Below are 22,760 nucleotides of genomic sequence, written 5' to 3'. Positions count from 1 at the left end.
TTTGGTCAGCTAATGATAACGACTCCCGCGATGAATAGTCCGAGGGAGAGAAGTGTAAATGCGATCCAGCTAAAGATACGGGAAAAGATCTCCCAGTCAGAGGGCTCGGCGTCCTCCGGATACTTGACCCGGAAGGACAGGTGAAGGCGGAACAGGGTGTCGTCGAATTTAATGAGCAGGGCGGCAATCCCGGCAAGGAAGAGACCCAGAAACCACATCAGGGAATTACCCCGGTGGGCATCCGCTTGGGGCAGCTGGGAGAATCGGATGAGGGTGGACAGGCTGGGCCGGTGTGGGTCCACCACATTGCCGTCTGCGTCGTGTTCGACACCGTTCACCGAGTAGGTGACATGAAAGAGGTCGGAATCAGGCTCGCCGTCCTCCCGTATAAACAGAAACAGATCTTCGGTGTATCCGCCCCGAAAAAGAATGCTGTCCTCCTCCCGGATCTCTACACCGATCAGGTCCAGGGACTCCCACTCTCCGCCTGGGGCGGCAGTGGGGTCTTCACGGACGGTATAGGGGCCGTAGACCGTGTCCCCCCAGTGGTAAGTGACGGTGTTTCCTTCTACCGTGAAGGAGGCGCTCTGGCCGTCCACCTTGGCGGAGTACACTGTGGCGCCGCCCTCGGAGTTGAGGAAGTAGAGGGCGTCCTGGTACTCCACGCCGTACCGGCGGCCAATGAAGAAGTAGAGGACCGAAAAGACAGCGACAATGACGATCAAAACAATGGGCAGGATCTTTTTCAGCCGGTCGTACATGATAACAGCCCTCCTTGTAAGAGGTCACCCCTGGCCCCGCAGCTCAATGATGCGGTCCCGGAGGACGGCGGCGTACTCGAATTCCAATCTCTTGGAAGCTTCTTTCATCTCCTTCTCCAGCTTAGCGATGGCGGCCTCCTTCTCCTTCTTGGACAGAGCCTTCCTGGAGTGGGGCAGCTCGCCCTTGTCCTCGGACAGGTCGATGACGTCCCGCACCGACTTGATGACAGTCTTGGGCACGATGCCGTGGGCCTGGTTGAAAGCGTCCTGCTTGGCACGGCGGCGCTCGGTCTCGTCCATGGCCCGGCGCATGGAGGGGGTGATGGAGTCGGCGTACATGACCACCAGACCCTGGGCGTTTCGGGCGGCACGGCCGATGGTCTGGATCAGGGAGGTCTCGGAGCGGAGGAAGCCCTCCTTGTCGGCGTCCAGAATGGCCACCAGGGAGACCTCCGGCAGGTCCAGACCTTCGCGCAGCAGGTTGATGCCCACCAGCACGTCGAAGGTGCCCAGCCGCAGGTCCCGGATGATCTCCATCCGCTCGATGGTGTCGATATCGTGGTGCATATACCGCACCTTGATGCCGGCATTGGTGAGATAGGCGGTGAGATCCTCCGCCATCTTCTTGGTGAGGGTGGTGACCAGCACCCGTTCCTTGCGGGCGGTGCGGTCGTTGATCTCCCCAATGAGGTCGTCGATCTGGCCCTCCACCGGGCGCACCTCGATCTTGGGGTCCAGCAGGCCGGTGGGACGGATGACCTGCTCCACGATCTGGCCTGACCGCTCCCGCTCGTACTCGCCGGGGGTGGCGGACACATAGACCACCTGGTTGAGGCGCTTCTGGAACTCCTCAAACTTCAGAGGCCGGTTGTCAAAGGCGCAGGGGAGACGGAAGCCGTAGTCCACCAGGGAGGTCTTTCGGGCGCGGTCACCGTTGTACATGGCCCGCACCTGGGGGAGGGTCACGTGGCTCTCGTCGATGAAGAGGACAAAATCCTTGGGGAAGTAGTCCAGCAGGGTGCGGGGGGGAGACCCGGCGGGACGGCCCTCAATGACCCGGCTGTAGTTCTCAATACCGGTGCAGTAGCCCAGTTCCTGCATCATCTCCACGTCGTACATGGTGCGCTGCTTGATGCGCTGGGCCTCGATAAGCTTGCCCTCCCGCTCGAAGAAGGCCACACGCTCCTCCAGTTCCTTATAGATCTCCTGGATGGCGGCGTCCATTTTTTCCTTGGGGGTGACGTAGTGGGTGGCAGGCCAGATGGGGATGGTGTTGAGCCGCCGGATGGGGGAGCCGGTGACCACGTTGATCTCGGAGATGCGGTCGATCTCATCTCCAAAAAACTCCACCCGGATGGCGGAGTCCTTCCAGTAGGCCGGGAAGATCTCTACTGTGTCTCCCCGGACCCGGAACATATTGCGCTCAAAAGCGATGTCGTTGCGCTCATAGCGGATGGCCACCAGCTTTTTCAGCAGCTCGTCCCGCTCCATCTGAGCGCCCACCCGGAGGGAGACCATCATTTTGGCGAAGTCCTCCGGCTCGCCCAGGCCGTAGATACAGGACACCGAGGACACCACGATCACGTCCCGCCGCTCCATCAGGGAGGCGGTGGCCGCCAGCCGCAGCCGGTCAATCTCTTCGTTTACCGCCGAGTCCTTTTCGATAAAGGTATCGGTGTGGGGAATATAGGCCTCGGGCTGGTAGTAGTCATAGTAGGACACGAAATACTCCACCGCGTTGTTGGGGAAGAACTCCTTGAACTCGGCGCACAGCTGGGCGGCCAGGGTCTTGTTGTGGGCCAGCACCAGGGTGGGCCGCTGGACCGCCTCGATGACCTTGGCCATGGTGAAGGTCTTGCCCGAACCGGTGACGCCCAGCAGGGTTTGCTCATCCAACCCGTTTTCGATGCCTGCCGCCAGGGCGGCAATGGCCTCGGGCTGATCGCCTGCCGGCTGATATTCGCTTACCACTTCAAATTTAGGCATACCATCACCTCTCAGACACATTGTATCAGAACATCAGTTCCATTGCAACGATGAATCGAAAGAATGTTCTTATGGCCGGTAGAAGCCGCTGTCCCGGAGGGACACCATATCGTCGTCCACGAAAATCAGGTGGTCCACCAACTCCACACCCATCCGGGCCAGGAAGGGGGCCAGACTTTCGGTGGTGGCGATATCGTCGCCGGAGGGGAAGGCAATCCCGGAGACGTGATTGTGAGCCAGCACCACCGCCGCGGCATTGAGGGAGAGGGCGGCCTCGGCGATGAGCCGGGTGGTAATGTTGACGGCGTTTACATTGCCCTCGCCCAGCTTGCGGATACCCAGCACCTTGCCCTTACCGTCCATGCACAGCAGGCAGAGCTGTTCGTTGCGGGCGCCGAAGAAGTAGGGCTGGAGCAGGGCAAAATAGTCTCTGGTGTTCCGGGCAATGTCGTCCATCTGGGTGCGGGCGGTGAGATAGCGGCCGGACAATTCCTTGGCGGCTTTGAACAGAACGGCGGCGTGTTCGCCCACGCCTTTGACCTTTTGCAGCTCCTCCGGTGTTGCGTCCAGTACCCCAGCCAGAGAGCCGAAATGATTCAGAAGCTCATGGGCCAGGGGATTGGTATCGCTGCGGGGATTGGCGTAGAACAGGAGCAATTCCAGCAGCTTGTGGTCGGGAAAGGAGTCCGGCCGGGCCAGAAATTCAGTTTTTAACCGCTGACGGTGGCCGTCGTGGGTGCCCATGACCGGACTCCTCCTTTATATGTTTAGGCCTTGGCGCCGTACTGAGCCAGATAGGCTTCCATTTTGCTCTTCATCTCGTCGTCAATGTAGACCTTGCCGTCGATCTCCTTATTGTGGAGGAAGGAAATGATCTCCTTGACGGTGACGATGGGGTAGACGGCGATGCCGTAGTCTTCCCGCAGCTCGTCCAGGGTAGAGCAGTCCTTGGTGCCCCGCTCCATGCGGTCCACGGACACGATGAGGGCCTTCATGTTCACGTTGGCCACGTGCTTGAAGAGCTCAATGGTCTCCCGGACGGCGGTACCGGCGGTAACCACGTCCTCCACGATGACCACGTCGTCCCCGTCCTGAGGCTTGTAGCCCACCATGGAGCCGCCCTCGCCGTGGTCCTTGGCTTCCTTCCGGTTAAAGCAGTAGGGCAGGTTCCGGTCATAGTTGCGGTACAGGGAGGCGGCGGCGGTGACAGCCAGAGGGATGCCCTTGTAGGCGGGGCCAAACAGGCAGGTCACGCCCTCGGGCAGGTTCTCCTGGATGCAGGCGGCGTAATAGTCGCCCAGCTTGGCAGCCTGAGCGCCGGTCTTGTAGTTGCCGGTGTTGATGAAATAGGGGGTCTTGCGGCCGGACTTGGTGGTGAAGTCGCCGAAGGTGAGCACGCCGGAGCGCACCATGAAGGTGATAAATTCTTCTTTGTAGGTCATGTGAAAAACCTCTCTTCTCAAAATAGTCAAAATATTATACCACTGATGAAGGAACTGGACAAGGGCTTGCGCCGTCCAAAGAAAAGATGTCTTTAGGAAATTTTAATTGTTCTTTTTCCCGCCAATATGATACAATACAGAAACTGACGCAAGCGAGGTGTTCTCTTTTGGAATTGCTGCAATGGCTGACGTCCACCAATCTGGGCGAAATGTTTTTTACCATGCTGGTGTCCATGGTGCCTATCATTGAGCTGCGGGGCGGCGTGCCCTTCGGTACCGCTCTGGGCCTGCCTCCGGGACAGGCGCTGGTGGCCTCGATTATTGGCAATATGATCCCCATCCCCTTTATTATCGTTTATATCCGGCGGATTTTTCTATGGATGCGCCGGAAATCCCCCAAGCTCAATTCCCTGGTGGACAAGCTGGAAAAAAAGGCCCACCTGAAGGGGCAGAAGGTGACCAAATATAAATATATCGGTCTGTGGATATTTGTGGCTATCCCCCTGCCGGGCACCGGCGCCTGGACCGGCGCCCTGGCGGCCGCCTTCCTGGATATGCCTTTGCGGAAAGCGCTGCCCTCCATTTTCCTGGGTGTGGTCACCGCCGGGCTGATCATGACCTTTGCCACCGGCATTGTGGTCTCCACCGTAGGGAGCTGAGTCCCTTCTTCCGCCCCGTGCATAGGATGGGGCGGAGGTGAAGGGTTTGGACGGAATCTTACAGGCCGTATTGGCCCTGCTGGCGGCCATCGGCCTTCTGGCCCTGGGCTGGGTGCTGTTTGGATGGCTGCTTGCTCCGGCGGAAGGGGCCGGCCCGGTCTATGCCGTGGTCCCGGCGGCAGGGGAGGGCGCCCATCTGGAGCAGGACGTAAAGCGGCTGCTGTGGCTGCGGGGGCGGCAGAAAAAGGGGTTTACCATCGTGATCGCCGACGGCGGACTGGACCCGGCGGGAAAGGCGGTGGCTGCCGCCCTGCTCACCGGCGCCACTGGCGTGGTGGTCTGTCCCGCCGGGCGGCTGAGCGAGTACATCACAGAGAAATAGCATTCGACAAATCCGCCTGCGGATGGTATCATATTCTCCAAGCGACACAAGGAGGGGCAGCCATGCAGGAGGAGTCACAGGATTATATGCAGGGCACCGTGTCGGCCGTGATCTACCAGAACGAGGAGAACGGCTACACGGTGCTTCGTCTTGACGTTGGGGACGGGGCTCTGGTCACGGTGGTGGGCTGTATGCCGGGGGTGGCCCCCGGAGAGAGTATCTCGGTCCAGGGCAGTTGGACCCGCCACGCCTCCTACGGCGAGCAGTTCAAGGCTGAGACCGTGGAGCGGCGTCTGCCCGCCGGGGCCAAGGCCATCTTCGACTACCTGTCCTCGGGGGCGGTGCGGGGCATCGGCGCCGCTACCGCCCGGCGGATGATCGAGGAGTTTGGGGAGGACGCCCTCACCGTGCTGGAGGAGCACCCGGAGCAGCTTACCCGCATCAAGGGCATCACCCGTAAAAAGGCTCTGACCATTGGGGAACAGTTCCGGCTTCAGATGGGGATGCGGCGGCTGCTGGCCTTTCTGGGAGAGCATGAGGTGCCCCTCCAGCTGGCCATGCCCCTGTACCGCCGGTACGGGGACCGGGCCCTGGAGGTCATCCGGGGCAACCCCTATCTGATGGTGGACGAGGAGCTGGGGGTGGACTTCTCCACAGCTGACGCCCTGGCCCTGTCCATGGGCATGGAGGGGGACGACCCTCAGCGCATCGAGGCGGCTCTCCTGTTTGAGCTGACCTACAATCTGGACAATGGCCACGCCTTCCTGCCCCGGCGGAAGCTGCTGATGGCTACCGGCCAGCTCATCGGCGTGGAGGGGGAGAGCCTGGAGGACGCCCTGGAGACCCTGCTGGAGCGGGGTGAGGTGATCCAGGAGCCGGTGGCAGGGGAGGAGGCTGTCTACCTCCAGGCCCTGTGCGAGGCCGAGCAGTATGTGGCCTGGCGGCTCACCGAGATGTCCCGAGGCGAGCTGGTGGCTCCCCACGGCCTGGATGAACTCATTGACCGTATTCAGGACGACCAGGGCATCGTGTACGCCCCCCAGCAGCGGGAGGCGGTGGCCCTGGCGGCTACCAGTCAGGTGATGCTCCTCACCGGCGGTCCCGGTACCGGTAAGACCACCTCTCTGCGGGGGGTACTGGCCCTCTTTGACCAGCTGGGGCTGGAGACCGCCCTGGCTGCCCCCACGGGCCGGGCGGCCAAGCGGCTGGGAGAGCTGTGCGGGGCGGAGGGGTACACCATCCACCGGCTGCTGGAGACCCAGTACGACCCCCGCTCCGGCAAGCTGATCTTTGCCCACGACGAGAGCGATCCCCTGAAGGCGGACGCCGTCATCGTGGACGAGACCTCCATGGTGGACATCGTGCTGATGCAGGGGCTGCTGGCCGCCCTGCGGGACGACTGCCGCCTGATCCTGGTGGGGGACCCGGACCAGCTGCCCAGCGTGGGCCCCGGCAACCTGTTTTCCGATCTCATCCGCAGCGGAGCCATCCCTATGGTGCGGCTCACCGAGATTTTCCGGCAGGCCGCCGAGAGCGCCATCGTCCGCAACGCCCACGGGGTCAACCGGGGCCAGCTGCCCGACCTGAAGGACCGGGAGCACGACTTCTTCTTCCTGCGCCGGAAGGACCCGGCCCGGGCGGCTGAGACCATTGTGGAGCTGATCCAGACCCGGCTGCCCAACAATATGGGCATTCCCGCCGACCAGATCCAGGTGCTGTCACCCACCCGCAAGCGGGTGACCGGCACCGCCTCCCTCAATAGGGCCATTCAGGAGGCGGTCAATCCCGCCCAGCCTGACAAGCCGGAGAAGCGGTTCGGGGAGTATGTGTTCCGACAGGGTGACCGGGTCATGCAGGTACGCAACAACTACGATGTGATGTGGCATGACGGTTCCGACAGCGGCATGGGCATTTTTAATGGAGATATCGGCACCGTGACCCGGGTGGACAACCGGGAGGGTACCCTTACCGTGGACTTTGAGGGCAGGGTGGTGGAGTACACCCAGGATATGCTGGTGGAGCTGGAGCCCGCCTATGCCATTACCGTACACAAGGCCCAGGGCAGCGAGTACCGGGCGGTGATCCTGGCGGTGAGTGAGGGGGCCCCCATGCTGCTCACCCGGGGGGTGCTGTACACTGCCATCACCCGTGCCCGGGAACTGCTCATCCTGGTGGGGGATGAGGAAGTGGTGGCCACCATGACCGCCAACGACCGCCAGCAGCGGCGGTACTCCGGCCTGCGATGGCGGCTGGTGCAGATGAAAGAATAATAAAAAAGGTCCTCTTCCCAGTGAGGAAGAGGACCTTTTTGCAATATAATTTACTTGGTGCCAAAGATGCGGTCGCCGGCATCGCCCAGACCGGGAACGATGTAGCCGTGCTCGTTCAGCTTCTCATCCAGAGCGGCGCAGTAGATGTCCACGTCGGGATGATCGTGATGGACCCGCTCGATGCCCTCGGGGGCGGCGATGATGTTCATCAGCTTGATGTGCTTGACCTCATAGTTCTTGATGAACTGGATGGCGGCGGAGGCAGAGCCGCCGGTGGCCAGCATGGGGTCCAGGATGATGACATCACGCTCGGCGATGTCGTTGGGCATCTTGCAGTAGTACTCCACGGGCTCCAGGGTGTCGGGGTCGCGGTACAGACCGATGTGGCCCACCTTGGCGGAGGGGATCAGTGTCAGGATGCCGTCCACCATACCCAGGCCGGCCCGCAGAACAGGAACGATGGCCAGCTTCTTGCCGGCGATGGTCTTGAACTTGCCGGTGGTGATGGGGGTCTTGATCTCTACCTCCTCCATAGGCAGGTCGCGGGTGGCCTCATAGCACATGAGGGTGGCGATCTCAGAGACGACCTGACGGAAGTCCCTGACGCCGGTGGTCTCATCCCGGAGGATAGACAGCTTGTGCTGCAGGAGAGGGTGATCGAGAATGTGTACTTTTTCCATATCCATGGCGCTATTCCCCTTTGTTTTGTTCTTTTGCCAGCCGCTCCCGTTCAGCCTGGGAGAGCCGGTGATAGTTGGGCGCCAGACCCGCCGCGTCGGTCAGCAGGCCCTGTCGGGCAAGCTCCAGACCGCACCGGGCCACGCCCCACGCGCTCTGGAATTGCAGATGGGGGGGCGCCAGGCGGACGTCCAGCCCCAGCCCTTTGAGGGTAGTATAGCATAAAACCGCGCCGTCTCCAACCAGTAATTGCGTTTTTCCGCTGTTTTTTAATTCCGCCCCCAGCTCCTCCAGGGAAATGGCCCGGTCGGGAGTCAGACGCTCCAGCGTTTCACCGTTACTGGCAAAGCGGGCGTTGTACACCTGATGCCGCCGGGCGTCCATGACGGCGCAGATCTCCAGCCCGGTGTGGGCCAGGTTCCAGGCCATGGACTCCAGAGTGGAACAGGCGGCGCAGGGCTTGTTGCCCGGCCAGGCCAGGCCCTTGGCGGCGGCCACGCCGATCCGCAGACCGGTAAAGGAGCCGGGGCCCGCCGCCACGGCGATGACGTCCACATTCTCCAGAGTAAGGCCGCACCCGGAGAGCAGGGAAGTGGTCATGGGCATCAGGGTGACCGAGTGGGTCAGGCCGTTGTTCTGATAGGATTGGGCAATGAGCTTTTCATCCTCGCACAGAGCCACCGAGCAGGCGGTGGCGGAGGATTCCAGAGCCAGTATTTTCATGGTTGGGGACCTCCCGTAATGGTGATGATGCGTTGGTCGTCGTGCTCGCCCCGGCGGATGTCCACCCGGATGGTATCCTCCTCCAGCGCGTCGGCGATATTTTCGCTCCACTCCACAGCGCACACGCCGCCCCGGGCCAGGTAGTCCTCCCAGCCAATGTCGAAGAGCTCGTCTGAAGAGCCCAGCCGGTACATATCAAAGTGGAACAGGGGCAGACGCCCGCCCTCGTACTCATTGACAATGGTAAAGGTGGGGCTGGTCACCCGCTCCTCCACCCCAAGGCCGCGGGCAAGACCTCGGGTAAAGGCGGTCTTGCCCGCCCCCAGATCGCCGGTAAAGGCGATGACGCTCCCCGGATTCAGCCGGGCGGCCAGAGCAGCGCCTGCGGCCTCGGTCTCAGCAGGGGAGTTGGTTATAATTTCCATATAGCACCTCTTCAAAATGTGAAGATTCTGACAAGATTATAACACACCTGTTTACCAAACGCAAAAAAGATGGTAAACTAATTTGACGTACGTCCGAACCCGCGGACGAAATAGGTAAGGAGGCGAGCCGGTGTCCTGGCTGAGAGATTCCATTCGTTCCTTCTGGCAGCAGGGTGACCGGCTGCTGCTGACCCTGTGCCTGCTGGCCAGCGGGTATGGTCTGGTGCTCATTTTCAGCGCCACCCGCTACCTGGGCGAGGCGGACGCCATGCGCTGCATGATCGTGCAGGCCGTGGCGATTGTTATGGGTGTTGTGATCTATATGCTCATGTCCTCGGTGGACATCGAGCTGTTCGTGGATAAATCCTGGAAGTGGCTGCTGCTCTTTAATGTGGTCATCAACGCGCTGGTCCGCACCCCTCTGGGTGTGGAGGTCAACGGCAACCGCAGCTGGCTTCACATTCCTGGGTTTCCCGTCAACCTTCAGCCCGCCGAGCTGGCCAAGCTGACCTTTGTACTGCTGCTGGCCTGGCAGATGAGCCGGCTGCGGGACAAGGGCATCAGCAAGCCCTCCTCGGTGTTCCAGATCGCGGGGCACACCCTGTTCATGTTCGGTGTGGTGGCGGTGACCTCCGGCGACTTCGGCATGGGCCTGACTTATCTGATCATTTTTGTCATTATGGCCTGGTGCGCCGGGGTCAAAAAACGCTGGTTCCTGCTGGCCGTGGTGGTATGCGTGGTGGGTGTGGTGCTGATCTGGCCCCACATCAAAGATATGTATTATATGAAGCGGTTCACCGTGGTCATCGACCACATTTTGGGCAACCCCGATACCATTTGGGAGCAGACCCAGGGTAAGGGCTGGCAGCAGAGTCGCAGCATCATGGCCATCGGCAGCGGCGGCCTCACCGGCATGGGTTACCTCCAGGGTATCCAGACCCAGAGTCAGTACAAGCAGTCTCTGCCCGCCCGGGAGACCGACGAGATCTTTGCCGTCTGCGGCGAGGAGTTTGGCCTGATCGGCTGTCTGCTGCTGCTGGTTTTGCTGGCGGCCATCATCCTGCGGTGTGTGTGGGTGGCCCGCCGGGCCTGCTCTCCCCAGAGCGCCTTTATTGCCATGGGCTACGCCGGTATGCTGCTGGCTCAGGTGGGCGTCAATGTGGGGATGTGCCTCTATGTATTCCCGGTGGTAGGCCTGACCCTGCCCTTTATCAGCTATGGCGGCTCCTCCATCGTCACCATGTATGCCGCCATGGGCGTGGTTTCCAGCATCAAAATGCGCTCTTTGCCCAGCTGGCTGCGGGACCGCAGCAGGCTGTAGATGGATAGAGCCTGTCCAATGGGGCAGGCTATGGAGGTAAACAAGAAAGGACGGTTCGCAGCACATGAAGGTCACAAGGATCGAATTGCAGCCCGGCGTCTGGCTGACGGCGGTACAGACTAAAAAATTCAAATCCAGCGTATTGGGGGCCCAGTTTCTCACCCCGCTGACGGCGGAAAAGGCCTCTCTCAATGCCCTGGCTCCCATGGTGCTCCGCCGGGGAACGGCGGCTCATCCTGATATGGAATCCCTGTCCGCTGCCCTGGACGAGCTGTACGGCGGTTCTCTGGAGCCCATGGTGCGGAAGAAGGGCGAGACCCAGTGCGTGGGCTTTGTGGGCAGCTTTCTGGATGACGCCTATACTCTGAACAAGGAGCAGGTGCTGGAGCCGGCCGCCGCCCTGCTGGCGGAGCTGATCGGCGCCCCCTATACTCAGGACGGGGCCTTCTGCCCCGACTATACCGGGCAGGAGAAGGCCAACCTGGCCGACCGCATCAAGGCCCAGGTCAATGACAAGCGGCAGTACGCCCAGATCCGGGTAGTGGCCGAGATGTGCGCCGGGGAGAGCTTCGGCGTGGATAAGCTGGGCAGCCTGGAGGCGGTGGAGGCCATCACTCCTCAGAGCCTGTGGGCAGGCTATCAGGCCCTGCTGAAGGAGGCCCGGGTGGAGCTCTACTACTGCGGCTCGGCGGACGCCCAGCGGGTACAGGCGGCCTTCGGGCCTCTGCTGGCGGTGCTGCCGGAGGGGGAGCGGGCCGGTTTGGTCCGCCCCGCCAAGGGAAAGGCGCCTAAGCAGGCCAAACGGGTAGAGGAATCCCTGGATGTGACCCAGGGCAAGCTGGCCATGGGCTTCCGCACCAACTGCGACGCCTGGGACCAGAACTATCCGGCCCTCACCCTGGTCAACGCCATCTATGGCGGCACTACCACCTCCAAGCTGTTTATGAACGTGCGGGAGAAGCTGAGCCTGTGCTACTACGCCAGCTCCGGCCTGATGAAATACAAGGACGTGATGCTGGTCTCCTCCGGTGTGGAGTTTGACAAGGTGGGTCAGGCGGAGGCCGAGATCCTCTCCCAGCTCTACAAGTGCCAGACCGGGGACTTCTCCGACGATGAGCTGGAATGGGCCCGCCGGTCGGTGGTGAGCACCCTGCGCACCACCCTGGACACCCAGGCCCGGCTGGAGGACTACTGGCTGGGCCAGTCCGCCGCCGGTCTCACCGACGGCCCCGACGATATGGCCGCCCGGGTGGAGGCCGTTACACGGGCCCAGGTGGTGGAGGCTGCCCAGGATCTGACCCTGGACACCGTATATTTCCTGAAAGGCAGGGAGTGATTCTATGGTAAGCAAGCAGTACCCCCGTCTGGGGGAGACCGTATTTCATGAGATTCTGGAGAACGGGCTCCACATCTATGTGGACCGCCGCCGGGATTTCCAGAAGAGCTACGCCTTCTTTGCCACCAACTACGGCGGCATGGATATGCGCTTTTTCCAGGACGGCCGGTGGAAGGATACCCCGGCGGGGGTGGCCCACTTCCTGGAACACAAGATGTTTGATACCGAGGACGGCAACGCCCTCCAGGATCTGGCGGCCAACGGAGCCTCTCCCAATGCCTTCACCAGCTCCGCCATCACCGGCTACTACTTTGAGAGCACCGAGAAGTTCTTCGACAACCTGAAGATCCTGCTCTCCTTTGTGTCCGTGCCTTACTTTACCCAGGAGAGCGTGGACAAGGAGCAGGGCATCATCGGTCAGGAGATCCGCATGGTGGAGGACGACCCGGAGAACCAGGTGTTCTACGCCCTGATGGAGTGCCTGTATGACCACCATCCCATCCGGGTGCCCATCGCCGGTACCCAGGAGTCCATCTCCCACATCACTGCCGGCACCCTCTATTCCTGCCACAAGGCCTTCTATAACCCGGCCAACATGGTGCTCACCGTGGCGGGCGACGTGGACCCGGAGCAGGTGTGCGCCATTGCCAAGGAGATCCTGCCCAAGGATTCTCTGGGCCAGATGGAACGGGACTACGGCGGGGAGGAGGCTCCCAACGCCGCGACCTCCGAGAAGGAACTGACCATGGAGGTGTCCACCCCCATCTTTATGCTGGGCTTCAAGTGCGATCCCGCCCAGAAGGGCGAAGAGTGGATGCGCCGGGAGCTGGCAGGCGAGCTGGCCTGCGAGGCTCTGCTGGGCAACTCCACACCTCTGTACGCCAAGCTGTACAGCCAGGGGCTGATCAACAAGAATTTCAGCTACGGCTTTGAGCTCTATCCCGGCTGCGCCATGATGGTGGCCGGCGGCGAGAGCCGGGACCCCAAGAAGGTGCGGGACGCGGTGCTGGCCGAAGGGGAGCGTCTGGCTCGGGAAGGCATTGACCCCGGCCTGTTCCAGCGGCTGAAGAAGGGGGTCTACGGCGCCAAGGTCCGGGGCCTCAACTCCTTTGAGTTTACCTGCATCTCCATGGCCCAGTCCCACTTTACCGGGGTGGACTACTTCAAGTTCCCGGAGATTTTCGACTCCATCGACCAGGCCTGCGTGGAGGACTGCATCCGCAGCTGGGTGACCGCTGAGCGGTGCGGTCTGGCCGTGGTGCGCCCGGGGGAGGGTGAGGCGTAATGGGTACCGTATCCTTTCCCGGCCTGGGGCTGGAGCTGACCATGAACCCCATTGCCTTCCGGGTCTTTGGATGGCCCGTCCACTGGTACGGCATTATCATCGCCGCCGGCTTCTTGCTGGCGGTGGTGTATTGCTCCCGGAAGGCGTCCCAGTTCGGCATCCGTCAGGATGACATCATCGATATGCTCTTTTTTGCCGTGCCCCTGTCCATCATCGGGGCCCGGCTGTACTACATCATTTTCTACCTGGATCTGTACCGCAGACCGGACGGCTCCCTGGACTTCGGGGCCATGGTAAGCATCTGGGACGGCGGCCTGGCCATCTACGGCGGCGTCATTGCCGCGGTCATTACCTTGCTGGTGTTCTGCAAGGTGCGGAAGGTCAAATTCCTGGCCTTTGCCGACCTGGGCGCCTACGGAATGCTCATCGGCCAGCTGGTAGGCCGGTGGGGCAACTTTGTCAACATCGAGGCCTACGGCGGTCCTACCGATCTGCCCTGGCGCATGGGTATCTACGAGTATGTAAACGGATCTCTGCAATATGTGGAGGTCCATCCCACCTTCCTGTATGAGTCCCTGTGGAACCTGGTGGGGCTGGTACTGCTCATCGTCATCGCCAAGAAGTGGCGGAAGTTTGACGGCCAGATCTTTTTGAGCTACTTTGCCTGGTACGGGGTGGGCCGGGGCTTCATCGAGGGCCTGCGGACCGACAGCCTGTACTTCTTCAACACCCCCATCCGGGTTTCCCAGGTGTTCGGCTTCGCCACTGCCGCCGTCGCCATCGTGGCGCTGGTCTACCTGCTGGCCTTCCGCAAGCACGACCCGGACAAGCTGTGGGTCAACCAGATGAAGGCCCATCCCAGGCTGGTGGCTCTGGTCTACCCTGAGGGACAGGGGGGTAAGTGGCTGGCCAGCCAGAAAAAGCGCCTGGAGCAGGATTTTGCCAAGATCGAGGAGTATGCCCTTCCCGCCGATGTGTCTGCCGAGGACAAGGCGGAGATGATTGCCGCTCTGAAGGAGCGTTCCGACCTGAAAGAGGTACTGGTCAAGGAAGAAAAGAAAAAATAAGTCCATTTTGCTTGAGGGTCTGTTGCAAAATGTGCAGCTCGTACAAAGACCCGTCATTCCGAGAAAAACGGCCGCCCACCGGGCGGCCGTTTTTCGTGGGAATCCGCCCTTTTTGCCGGGGAAACGGATTGCCACGCCAGTGTGCGCACTGGCTCGCAATGACAGGTTTGTGCAAAACAGCTATTTTGCAACAGGCCCTTTTTGCTATGCAAAAGCATAGCAAAATTGGCCATGTGCCGCTTTCAGCGGCACGGCCATGAAATCAAAGCGCATGGGCCGGGACGGCCCATATGCGCATGAAGTTTCATGGTCATAAATGGGGACGGGCCCTCATAGGTATGTTGCAGACACCAAAGAAGGATGTGACGCTATGCGGGAACAAGGGGATGTAACGCGGTATTTACAGGCGGCGGCCCTGCTGCCGCCCTATATGCGGCGGCAGGCGGAGAGGTTGGACAAGTCCACTCAGGCTGTGGCCGAGGAGCTGCGGCTGCGGGCGGGCAGGCCCATGTCGGTAGTGTGCCCCACGGGGGAGAGGTCCCTGCCCGGTGGTGAGCCGGTAAGTCCGGCGGACCTGGGTCTGGTGGTGGAGATCGCCACCCGGGCCTCCGCCCACACTGCCATGGAGCGAATGAGAAGCGGCTTTTTTACCGTGCCGGGCGGCCACCGCATCGGTATCTGCGGCAGCGCGGTGGTGAAGGATGGCGCGGTGTTCAATCTGCGGCAGCTGTCCTCTCTGGCCATCCGCATCGCCCGTGAGGTGCCAGGAGCCGCCGCCGCTGTGGCGGACAGGCTGTGGGAGGGGGATCGCTTTCAGAGCACCCTCATCCTGTCCCCGCCGGGAGGCGGCAAGACCACCCTGCTGCGGGATCTGATCCGAAGGCTCTCCGACGGAACGGGCCACCCGCCCCTGCGGGTGGGAGTGGCCGACGAGCGGGGGGAGCTGGCGGCCATGTACAACGGCCTGCCCCAGTTTGACATAGGACGGCAGACCGATGTGATGGACGGCTGTCCCAAGGCGGAGGGCCTGATGATGCTGCTGCGGGGGATGAATCCCCAGGTGCTGGCCGCCGACGAGATCACCGCATCCCAGGACTGTGCCGCCCTGCTGCTGGCAGCCAACTGCGGTGTGCGCCTTCTCTGTACCGCCCACGCCGCCGACCTGGAGGACCTGAAGACCCGGCCTCTGTACCGGCCTCTGCTGGAAAACCGCTGCTTTCAGAAGCTGGCGGTGCTCTCCCGGGGGCTGGAGGGGCGGAGCTGTCAGGTGTACCAGCTGTGATCCGGCTGATGGGCGCCCTGCTGACGGTGGGCGGCGGGGCCTTTCTGGGTTTTGACGCCCACCGGCGGCTGAAGCGGCGGGCCAGGGTGCTGCGGCAGCTGGCCGGGGCGCTGGAGCAGATGGACCGGGAGATCTCCTTCCGCCTTACGCCCATGCCCCAGCTGATGGAGGAGTTGGCTGATGATTATCCGCCGCCGGCGGGAGAGCTGTTTGCCAACTGCCGGAAGGGCATGGAGGAGTTGGGGGAGCGCTCCCTGGCGGAGATCTGGCGGCAGGCTCTGGAGGATACCCCGCTGGATCTGGAAGGCCGGTCTGCCGCCGTGATGGACGAGCTGGGGGAGGTACTGGGCCGGTTTGAGGAGTCCGGCCTCCGTACCGCTCTGGCCCGGGCGGTGGCGGAACTGACCCGGGAGGCGGAACTTGCCCGGGAGGATGGGGAAAAGCGGGGCAGGATGTATCAGGTGCTGGGCTTGACCTGCGGCGGGCTGCTGGTCATTCTGCTGCTTTAAAGGAGTTAAAAACATGGATGTGGATCTGATCTTTAAAATCGCCGCCATCGGAATTCTGGTGTCGGTGCTCAATCAGGTGCTCTCCCGGTCGGGCCGGGACGAGCAGGCCACCATGACCACCCTGGCGGGGCTGGTGGTGGTACTTATGATGGTGGTCCAGCAGATCAGCGGGCTGTTTGATCTGGTCAAGGACCTGTTCGGTCTGTAGCCATGGAGACCATGCTGAAGGTGGGGGCGGTGGCCGTCCTGGGTGCTCTGTGTGCCGTGATGGTGAAGGGCACCGCCCGGCAGCTGGCTCTGGTGCTCTCCATTGCCGCCGCCGCTGTGGTGCTGGGTCTGGCCCTGAGGGCGGTGGAGGACGTGGTGGCCATGGCGGAGGAGCTGCAGGATATGGCGGGGCTGTCCCCTGCGGTGGTGGCCCCCGTCATCAAGACGGTGGGCATTGCCATCCTCACCCACATTGCCGCCCAGGTATGCAAGGACGCGGGGGAGGGGGGCATTGCCGCCGTTACCGAGACGGCCGGCTCCGCCCTGGCTCTGTGTACCGCCCTGCCCCTGCTGCGGGCGGTGCTGGACACGGTGGCACAGCTGCTGTGAGAAGCTGGTACAAAAGAGGAGGGAAGGACCATGATACGGCGTTTGGCGGTGCTGGTGGTGCTGCTGACGGTGCTGACAGGGACGGCTTGGGCCAGTCAGGGCGTGCTGGATACCCAGTCTGCCGCCCTGGACCTGGAGGGGTTGGAGAATGCCGGGGCGGAGTGGATGCCCGATGTCGACCTGTCCGCCGGGCTGGACCTGGACGACAGCATCGACCAGATTCTGGACACCGGCAGCGAAGAGCTGGGGGGCGTGATCCGCAAGGCCCTGCGCAGCGGGGCCCTGCTGCTGGCGGTGGTGCTCTTCTGCTCTCTGGCCGAGGGCATGGGGGCAGGCCAGGGCCCGGTCAATGGGGTGGCTCTGGTGGGGGCCCTGGCGGTGACCGCCATTGCGGCGGCTGACGCCAACTCCCTCATCGGCATGGGCCGGGAGGCCATCGAGCATATGGACAGCTTCTCCAAGCTGCTGCTGCCCGCGGTGACGGCGGCGGCCTCCGCCGCCGGGTCCCCGGGAGGCGCGGTGGCCCGGCAGCTGGCCACCATGCTCTTTTCCGACCTGCTCATCACCTTGATCAACCGTGTACTGCTGCCCCTGGTGTATACCTACATCGCGGCCTGTGTGGCCTGGGCTGCGGTGGGCAACGATGGCCTCAAGCGGATGGCGGCTACCCTCAAGTGGGCGGTGACCACGGTGCTTACCGGCACCCTCATCCTCTTTGTCACCTATCTCACCATCAGTGGAGTCATCGCGGGCACCACCGACGCCCTGACAGTGAAGGCTGCCAAGTTCACCATGTCCAGCATGGTGCCGGTGGTAGGCGGCATCCTGTCCGATGCGGCGGAGACCGTGCTGGCGGGGGCGGGGGTGATGAAAAACACGGTGGGGGTGTTTGGAATGTTGGTGGTCATCGGCATCTGTCTGGTGCCTTTCCTACAGCTTGGCTTCCACTATCTGACCTATAAGGTGTCCTCCGCCCTCAGCGCCGCCCTGTCGGGCAGCCGGGTGGCCGCCCTCATCGACCAGATCGGCGGGGCCTTTGGACTGATCCTGGGGATGACCGGGGCCTGCGCCCTGCTGCTGCTCATCTCCATGATCTCCGCCGTGTCGCTGGCAGGGGGGTGAGACCATGGTAGAATTTTTGGGAAAATGGCTGATGGGGGTGACCTGCGCCGCCATGATCCTGGCCCTGGCGGAGGGCCTGTCCCCGGCAGGGGGGCCAAAACGGGCCGCCCGGCTGGCGGGTGGGCTGCTTCTGCTGCTGGCCGTGGTGAAGCCCTTGATAAGCCTGGACGGCTCGGCCCTCACCCGGGCCATGACGGAATACCGCCTGGACGCGGAATACTCTGCTCAGGCGCTGGAGGAGGAGAATAAAACCCTGATGATGGACATCATAGAAGCCCAGTCCGCCGCATATATTCAGGACAAGGCGGCAGCGTTGGGCATCACCTGCACGGTGCAGGTGGAGGCCGACGAGGCGGCGGAATACCCCATCCCAAAGGTGGTCACCATCACCGGGGAGCTGTCCCGGGAGGAGCGGGAGGCCCTCACCGAGCAGATTGAGGCCGACTTTGCCATCCCGGCAGACCGGCAGTATTACGAAAGCGGGGGAGCGGAATGAACCGGCATCAACCGGAAAAGGGCAACGGGCTGGCCCTGTACAAGGGGCGGCTCATGGAGCTGTTCCAGCGGTATAAATACGCGCTGCTGGTGGTGGCGGTGGGGGTGGTCATGATGGCGCTGCCCACTCTGAGCGGAGGGGGAGAGACCACCCAGACCCGGCAGCAGAGTGTCCAGGAGGTGGAATTTGGAACGGAGGAGCTGGAGGGACGGCTGGAGGAGGCCCTGTCTCAGATGGACGGGGTAGGGCAGGCAGAGGTGGTGCTCACTCTGCGGTCCGGACCGGGACAGGTGCTGGCCAAGGATACCCAGCACTCGGTGCGGGCGGAGGGGAGCGAGTCCTCCCAATCCACGGTGGTGCTTTCCAAGGGCTCCGGCTATGAGGAACCGGTGATCCTCCAACAGCTTTCGCCTCAATACCAGGGGGCTCTTGTGGTATGCTCCGGCGGGGACGACCCCGCAGTACGCCTGAAGGTGGTGGAGGCGGTATCCGCCCTCACCGGGCTGGGGGCCAATCAGATCTCAGTATCAAAAGGAAAGTGAGGCAGTAACAGTATGAACGTATGGAAACGAAACGCGGTGGTGGCCGCAGTGGTGCTCTTTGTATGCGGCGCGGTGTACCTCAACTGGTCCTATCAAAAGGGGCAGAGCGAGGAAGCGGGCAAGACTCTGGGAGAGGCGGAGCTGGTGTCCATGCAGAGCGCCGACCCGCTGCTTAAAACAAGCCCCGCTCCCTCGGCGGACCCCTCCGCCTCGCCGGCGCCCACCGCCACGGACAAGAGCAGCGGCTACTTTGACGCCGCCCGGCTCAACCGCCAGCAGGCCAGAGACAGCGCCCTGTCCATCCTCCAGGAGGCCGCCGCCGACACCAACGCCACCGAGACCATGAAGGCGGAGACCGGTGAGGCTATCCAGACCCTGGCCGACTACACCGTGTCCGAGGCCCAGATCGAAAATCTGGTCACTGCCAAGGGGTACGCCGACTGCGTGGCTTTCATCAGCGACGGCAGCGTCAGCGTGGTGGTGTCCGCCACCGAGGAGGGGCTCACCGACGCCGATGTGGCCCGCATCACCGAGATCGTCACCGAAGAGACCGGCCTGGAGGCCAGCGCCATCACCATCATCGAAGCCCAGCCCTGAGCCCCAGGGTCCCCGCCAAAAATCAGTTGTATTTTTTCTGATTTGTGGTAAAATGGTCCCATAGTACACAAAAGGAGCGTGACCGGTATGGGCGATGGAAAGGAATATATCTCCCGGCCTGACGAACTGGGTAACATCCATATCTCCGAGGATGTGCTGGCTGTGATCGCGGCGGCCGCCGCCACGGAAGTGGAGGGTGTGGGCAGTCTGTCCACCAATCTGAGCAGCGATATCGCGGAGCTGCTGGGCGCAAAGAAGAATCTGTCCAAGGGCATCCGCATTACTATGGTGGGGGAGAGCGTCCGGGTAGACGTGTCCCTGCTGGTCAAATACGGCTATACCATCGTTGACGTGGCCAAAGAGGTGCAGAGCGCCGTCTTTAACGCCATTGAAAATACCAGTGGCCTGACCGTGGAACACGTCAATGTCCATGTGGCCGGCATCGTATTTGAAAAGGAACACAAGTAAATCAAGCCGGACCAAGGGCCTGTTGCAGAGCAAGCAACAGGCCCTTTTGTGTGTTTTGGCCGGTCTGCCCCAGGAAAAGGGGCTGGAATCTGGAGTCTAATTTTGAAATATCTCTTTCCTTTTTGCATACAGTTGATGTATAATTATAATAACTGTGAATATCACCGGCTCATCACGCCGGAATGGAGGAACCCATCATGACCAGAACCGCCGCCCGAGAGATCGCCGTCCACCTGACCTTTGAACTGGGCTTCACCGGGCAGACCGCCCGGGAGCTGCTGGACGAGGCCCTCAACCGCAAGACCTTCGCACTCATTGGGGAGGAGGAACCCCTGTATGCCGAATTCCCCAACGAGGCCCAGCGGACCTACATCACCCGTCTGGTAGAGGGGGTCTATGACCACGCCCCCGAGCTGGACGAGTATATCTCCAAATACGCCATCGGCTGGAAGTTTTCCCGTATGAACCGGGTGGCCGTGGCCATCATGCGTGTGGCTATGTATGAGATCCTGTATATGCAGGACATCCCCAACGCCGCCGCCATCAACGAGGCCCTGGAGCTGGTGAAGCACTATGAGGAGCCCGAGGTGGTCTCCTTCGTCAACGGCATTCTGGGCTCCTTCGTCCGGGGGGAGCACATCCCTGACCCGGTGGGCCTGAAGGAGCAGCCGGAGGCGGAGGGCTGATGCGTACCCTGGGCATCGACACCAGCAACTACACCACCTCCGCCGCCGTCTTTGACGGCGAGGGGGGCGAGAACGCCGGACGCCTGCTGGAAGTGCGCCCCGGCGAGCTGGGCCTGCGGCAGAGCGACGCCCTGTTCCAGCACGTCAAGGCCCTGCCCGACCGCTTTGCCCAGCTGAAGGAGGGAGGCTGGCTGGACGGCATCGTTGCCGTAGGCGCTTCCACCCGGCCCCGGGCGGTGGAAGGGTCCTATATGCCCTGCTTCCTGGCGGGGGAGAGCCAGGGCCGTACCCTGGCCGCCGCGTTGAACGTACCTTTCTTTGCCTGTTCTCACCAGCAGGGCCATATTGTCGCCGCCGCCTGGTCGGCGGGCCGGATGGATCTGCTGGACAGGCCTATGCTGGCCTGGCACCTGTCCGGCGGCACCACCGAGCTGCTCCATGTGGAGCCGGATGGGGTCAACGTGAAAGCCACCCTTCTGGGTGGCACCAGCGACATCTCCGCCGGACAGCTCATCGACCGCACCGGCGTGCTGCTGGGCCTTCCATTCCCGGCGGGTAAGGCGGTGGACCAGCTGGCTCAGGTGGGGCAGGCCAAGAAATTTACTGTGAAGCTAAATGACTTTACGTTTTCGCTCTCTGGTATGGAGAATAAGGTGAAGGCTATGGCGGAGCAGGGGGCGGAGAAGGCAGACATCGCCCGCTTTGCCCTGCTGACGGTGGCCGACGTGGTGCGGCGCACCACCCTGGCCGCCCTGAAGCAGTATCCCGGCCTGCCGGTGCTGTGCTCCGGCGGCGTGGCTTCCAACTCCCTGCTGCGGCAGGTGATGGAGCCTCTGGGAGCGGTGTTTGCCCAGCCCCGGTTCTCCACCGACAACGCCATGGGCACCGCCATCCTCACTTGGAGAGCCGTAAAGGCGGGTGACCTTGCATGAGTAATATTTACACGGTTTCTCAGGTCAACCAGTATATCAAAGCCCTGCTGGACCGGGACCGGGAGCTGACCGCCCTGTATGTCCGGGGGGAGATCTCCAACTACAAGGCCTATCCCTCGGGCCACCACTATTTTTCCCTGAAGGACGGGGAGGGGGCCATCCGCTGCGTTATGTTCAAGCGGGAGGCCATGTCCCTCCGGTTCCGGCCGGAAAACGGCATGAAGGTCATCGCTTTCGGCCGGGTGGCGGTCTTTCCCCGGGACGGACAGTACCAGCTGTACTGTACCTCCCTGACCCCGGAGGGAGTGGGGGATCTGCATCTGGCCTTTGAACAGCTGAAACAGAAGCTGTATGCGGAGGGACTTTTTGATCCCGCCCACAAAAAGCCCATCCCCAAATTCCCCAAGCGCATCGCTCTCATTACCTCCTCCGCCGGCGCGGCGGTGCGGGATATGCTGCGCATCCTGGGGGCCCGGTGGCCCATGGCGGAGGTTTTTCTCCTGCCGGTGCGGGTCCAGGGGGCGGAGGCCCCCGGGGAGATCTGCGCCGCTATTACCTGGGCTAACCAGCATCAGGTGGCCGACCTCATCATTACCGGCCGGGGCGGCGGGTCCATGGAGGATCTGTGGGCCTTCAATGACGAAAACGTAGCCCGCACCATCTATCACTCGGCCATTCCGGTGATCTCTGCGGTGGGGCATGAACCTGACGTGACCATCGCCGATTTTGTAGCCGACCTGCGGGCGGCCACCCCCTCCAACGCCGCCGAGCTGGCAGTACCCGACCAGAACGAGGTAGCGGTGTGGCTGCATCAGATGGAGGGGCGGTTGGCCCAGGCCATGGGCCGCAAGCTGGAGTCCGCCCGAAAGGATCTGGACCGGGCGGCCCGGTGCCGGGCCCTTCAGGACCCTATGAACTATGTGGACGACAAGCGGATGGTACTGGACTACCAGCGGGAGAAGCTGGCGGCAGGACTGAACGCCGCCCTCAACCGGGAGCGGCAGCGTTTTGGACAGCTGGCCTCCAAGCTGGATGCCCTCAGCCCCCTGAAGGTACTGGGCCGGGGCTACGCCATCCCCCGAAAGGCGGACGGCGGTGTGGTCCGGTCTGTGACCGACGTGGCCCCCGGCGACCCTTTGAAGCTGCGGGTGGCAGATGGCGAGATATCCTGTCAAGTGGTTTAACTTGACTGCT

At 62.3% G+C, this 22,760-nt stretch carries 26 protein-coding genes; 19 read left to right on the top strand and 7 right to left on the bottom strand.

What is annotated here, in order from left to right:
- Nucleotides 1–5: 5 nt before the first annotated feature.
- From B5G42_RS02990 to pyrE, 4 genes are all read right to left on the bottom strand, one after another.
- Nucleotides 6–761, bottom strand: coding sequence for a hypothetical protein (locus B5G42_RS02990; RefSeq protein WP_087266492.1), 756 nt, complete (start codon nucleotides 759–761; stop codon nucleotides 6–8).
- Between the two features lie 24 nt (nucleotides 762–785).
- A complete protein-coding gene (gene uvrB, locus B5G42_RS02985) occupies nucleotides 786–2,747 on the bottom strand; it encodes an excinuclease ABC subunit UvrB (RefSeq protein WP_087266490.1) in 1,962 nt (653 codons plus the stop codon).
- A 69-nt stretch (nucleotides 2,748–2,816) separates the two neighbouring features.
- Nucleotides 2,817–3,491, bottom strand: coding sequence for a JAB domain-containing protein (gene radC / locus B5G42_RS02980; protein WP_087188023.1), 675 nt, complete (start codon nucleotides 3,489–3,491; stop codon nucleotides 2,817–2,819).
- A gap of 23 nt (nucleotides 3,492–3,514) precedes the next feature.
- Nucleotides 3,515–4,189: an orotate phosphoribosyltransferase gene (pyrE, locus tag B5G42_RS02975; protein ID WP_087266487.1), complete on the bottom strand. Its 675-nt coding sequence runs from the start codon at nucleotides 4,187–4,189 to the stop codon at nucleotides 3,515–3,517.
- Nucleotides 4,190–4,356: 167 nt separating this feature from the next.
- On the opposite strand from pyrE, the gene B5G42_RS02970 reads away from it, so the two are divergent.
- The 3 genes from B5G42_RS02970 (at nucleotide 4,357) to B5G42_RS02960 (ending at nucleotide 7,500) form a co-directional block, all read left to right on the top strand.
- A complete protein-coding gene (locus tag B5G42_RS02970) occupies nucleotides 4,357–4,848 on the top strand; it encodes a COG2426 family protein (protein ID WP_343212801.1) in 492 nt (163 codons plus the stop codon).
- A gap of 46 nt (nucleotides 4,849–4,894) precedes the next feature.
- A complete protein-coding gene (locus B5G42_RS02965) occupies nucleotides 4,895–5,230 on the top strand; it encodes a hypothetical protein (RefSeq protein ID WP_087188025.1) in 336 nt (111 codons plus the stop codon).
- A gap of 62 nt (nucleotides 5,231–5,292) precedes the next feature.
- A complete protein-coding gene (locus B5G42_RS02960) occupies nucleotides 5,293–7,500 on the top strand; it encodes an SF1B family DNA helicase RecD2 (RefSeq protein ID WP_087266484.1) in 2,208 nt (735 codons plus the stop codon).
- A 50-nt stretch (nucleotides 7,501–7,550) separates the two neighbouring features.
- Here B5G42_RS02960 and upp read toward each other — a convergent pair whose 3' ends face one another.
- From upp to tsaE, 3 genes are read right to left on the bottom strand one after another with little or no spacing between them, the layout of a single operon-like run.
- Entirely contained in the window at nucleotides 7,551–8,180 is a 630-nt protein-coding gene (upp, locus tag B5G42_RS02955; RefSeq protein ID WP_206406157.1) for a uracil phosphoribosyltransferase, read from the bottom strand.
- Between the two features lie 10 nt (nucleotides 8,181–8,190).
- The gene (gene tsaB / locus B5G42_RS02950; RefSeq protein ID WP_087266480.1) at nucleotides 8,191–8,901 is read right to left on the bottom strand and encodes a tRNA (adenosine(37)-N6)-threonylcarbamoyltransferase complex dimerization subunit type 1 TsaB; all 711 of its coding nucleotides are present in this window, start codon (nucleotides 8,899–8,901) and stop codon (nucleotides 8,191–8,193) included.
- Nucleotides 8,898–9,326, bottom strand: a complete 429-nt coding sequence (tsaE, locus tag B5G42_RS02945) for a tRNA (adenosine(37)-N6)-threonylcarbamoyltransferase complex ATPase subunit type 1 TsaE (protein WP_087266478.1) — start codon at nucleotides 9,324–9,326, stop codon at nucleotides 8,898–8,900. The genes tsaB and tsaE overlap by 4 nt, the downstream gene beginning before the upstream one ends.
- Before the next feature lie 130 nt (nucleotides 9,327–9,456).
- On the opposite strand from tsaE, the gene B5G42_RS02940 reads away from it, so the two are divergent.
- The 16 genes from B5G42_RS02940 to xseA all read left to right on the top strand — a co-directional run bounded on the left by B5G42_RS02940 (nucleotide 9,457) and on the right by xseA (nucleotide 22,750).
- Nucleotides 9,457–10,647 (top strand): FtsW/RodA/SpoVE family cell cycle protein, encoded by a 1,191-nt coding sequence (locus B5G42_RS02940; protein ID WP_087266476.1) that lies wholly within the window; start codon nucleotides 9,457–9,459, stop codon nucleotides 10,645–10,647.
- 64 nt (nucleotides 10,648–10,711) lie between these two features.
- Nucleotides 10,712–11,983, top strand: coding sequence for an EF-P 5-aminopentanol modification-associated protein YfmF (locus B5G42_RS02935; protein WP_087266475.1), 1,272 nt, complete (start codon nucleotides 10,712–10,714; stop codon nucleotides 11,981–11,983).
- 4 nt (nucleotides 11,984–11,987) lie between these two features.
- Entirely contained in the window at nucleotides 11,988–13,268 is a 1,281-nt protein-coding gene (locus B5G42_RS02930) for an EF-P 5-aminopentanol modification-associated protein YfmH (protein WP_087266473.1), read from the top strand.
- Nucleotides 13,268–14,335, top strand: coding sequence for a prolipoprotein diacylglyceryl transferase (gene lgt, locus B5G42_RS02925; RefSeq protein WP_087266471.1), 1,068 nt, complete (start codon nucleotides 13,268–13,270; stop codon nucleotides 14,333–14,335). Before B5G42_RS02930 ends, lgt begins: the two co-directional genes overlap by 1 nt.
- Nucleotides 14,336–14,705: 370 nt before the next feature.
- Entirely contained in the window at nucleotides 14,706–15,617 is a 912-nt protein-coding gene (locus B5G42_RS02920) for a stage III sporulation protein AB (RefSeq protein ID WP_087266469.1), read from the top strand.
- A complete protein-coding gene (locus B5G42_RS02915; protein ID WP_087266467.1) occupies nucleotides 15,614–16,126 on the top strand; it encodes a stage III sporulation protein AB in 513 nt (170 codons plus the stop codon). Before B5G42_RS02920 ends, B5G42_RS02915 begins: the two co-directional genes overlap by 4 nt.
- A 13-nt stretch (nucleotides 16,127–16,139) precedes the next feature.
- Nucleotides 16,140–16,334, top strand: coding sequence for a stage III sporulation protein AC (gene spoIIIAC, locus B5G42_RS02910; RefSeq protein ID WP_087188035.1), 195 nt, complete (start codon nucleotides 16,140–16,142; stop codon nucleotides 16,332–16,334).
- A 2-nt stretch (nucleotides 16,335–16,336) separates the two neighbouring features.
- Nucleotides 16,337–16,723, top strand: a complete 387-nt coding sequence (locus B5G42_RS02905; RefSeq protein WP_087266465.1) for a SpoIIIAC/SpoIIIAD family protein — start codon at nucleotides 16,337–16,339, stop codon at nucleotides 16,721–16,723.
- A 30-nt stretch (nucleotides 16,724–16,753) separates the two neighbouring features.
- Nucleotides 16,754–17,845 (top strand): stage III sporulation protein AE, encoded by a 1,092-nt coding sequence (locus tag B5G42_RS02900; RefSeq protein WP_087266463.1) that lies wholly within the window; start codon nucleotides 16,754–16,756, stop codon nucleotides 17,843–17,845.
- Nucleotides 17,846–17,849: 4 nt separating this feature from the next.
- Nucleotides 17,850–18,341 carry a stage III sporulation protein AF gene (locus tag B5G42_RS02895; RefSeq protein WP_087266461.1) on the top strand — a complete coding sequence of 164 codons (492 nt, stop codon included), beginning with the start codon at nucleotides 17,850–17,852 and terminating at the stop codon, nucleotides 18,339–18,341.
- The gene (locus B5G42_RS02890) at nucleotides 18,338–18,883 is read left to right on the top strand and encodes a hypothetical protein (protein ID WP_087266459.1); all 546 of its coding nucleotides are present in this window, start codon (nucleotides 18,338–18,340) and stop codon (nucleotides 18,881–18,883) included. The genes B5G42_RS02895 and B5G42_RS02890 overlap by 4 nt, the downstream gene beginning before the upstream one ends.
- Nucleotides 18,884–18,895: 12 nt before the next feature.
- Nucleotides 18,896–19,480, top strand: a complete 585-nt coding sequence (locus tag B5G42_RS02885; protein WP_087188040.1) for a SpoIIIAH-like family protein — start codon at nucleotides 18,896–18,898, stop codon at nucleotides 19,478–19,480.
- An 87-nt stretch (nucleotides 19,481–19,567) separates the two neighbouring features.
- A complete protein-coding gene (locus tag B5G42_RS02880) occupies nucleotides 19,568–19,948 on the top strand; it encodes an Asp23/Gls24 family envelope stress response protein (RefSeq protein WP_087188041.1) in 381 nt (126 codons plus the stop codon).
- A 197-nt stretch (nucleotides 19,949–20,145) separates the two neighbouring features.
- On the top strand, nucleotides 20,146–20,634 hold the full coding sequence (nusB, locus tag B5G42_RS02875; protein WP_087188042.1) for a transcription antitermination factor NusB: 489 nt from the start codon (nucleotides 20,146–20,148) through the stop codon (nucleotides 20,632–20,634).
- Entirely contained in the window at nucleotides 20,634–21,566 is a 933-nt protein-coding gene (locus B5G42_RS02870; protein ID WP_087266457.1) for a DNA-binding protein, read from the top strand. The genes nusB and B5G42_RS02870 overlap by 1 nt, the downstream gene beginning before the upstream one ends.
- Nucleotides 21,563–22,750, top strand: coding sequence for an exodeoxyribonuclease VII large subunit (gene xseA, locus B5G42_RS02865; protein ID WP_087266454.1), 1,188 nt, complete (start codon nucleotides 21,563–21,565; stop codon nucleotides 22,748–22,750). The genes B5G42_RS02870 and xseA overlap by 4 nt, the downstream gene beginning before the upstream one ends.
- Nucleotides 22,751–22,760 lie beyond the last annotated feature (10 nt).

The organism is Flavonifractor sp. An91 (assembly GCF_002159225.1).
Classification (GTDB): Bacteria; Bacillota; Clostridia; order Oscillospirales; family Oscillospiraceae; genus Flavonifractor; species Flavonifractor avicola.
This window is presented reverse-complemented; position numbering and strand designations above follow the sequence as displayed.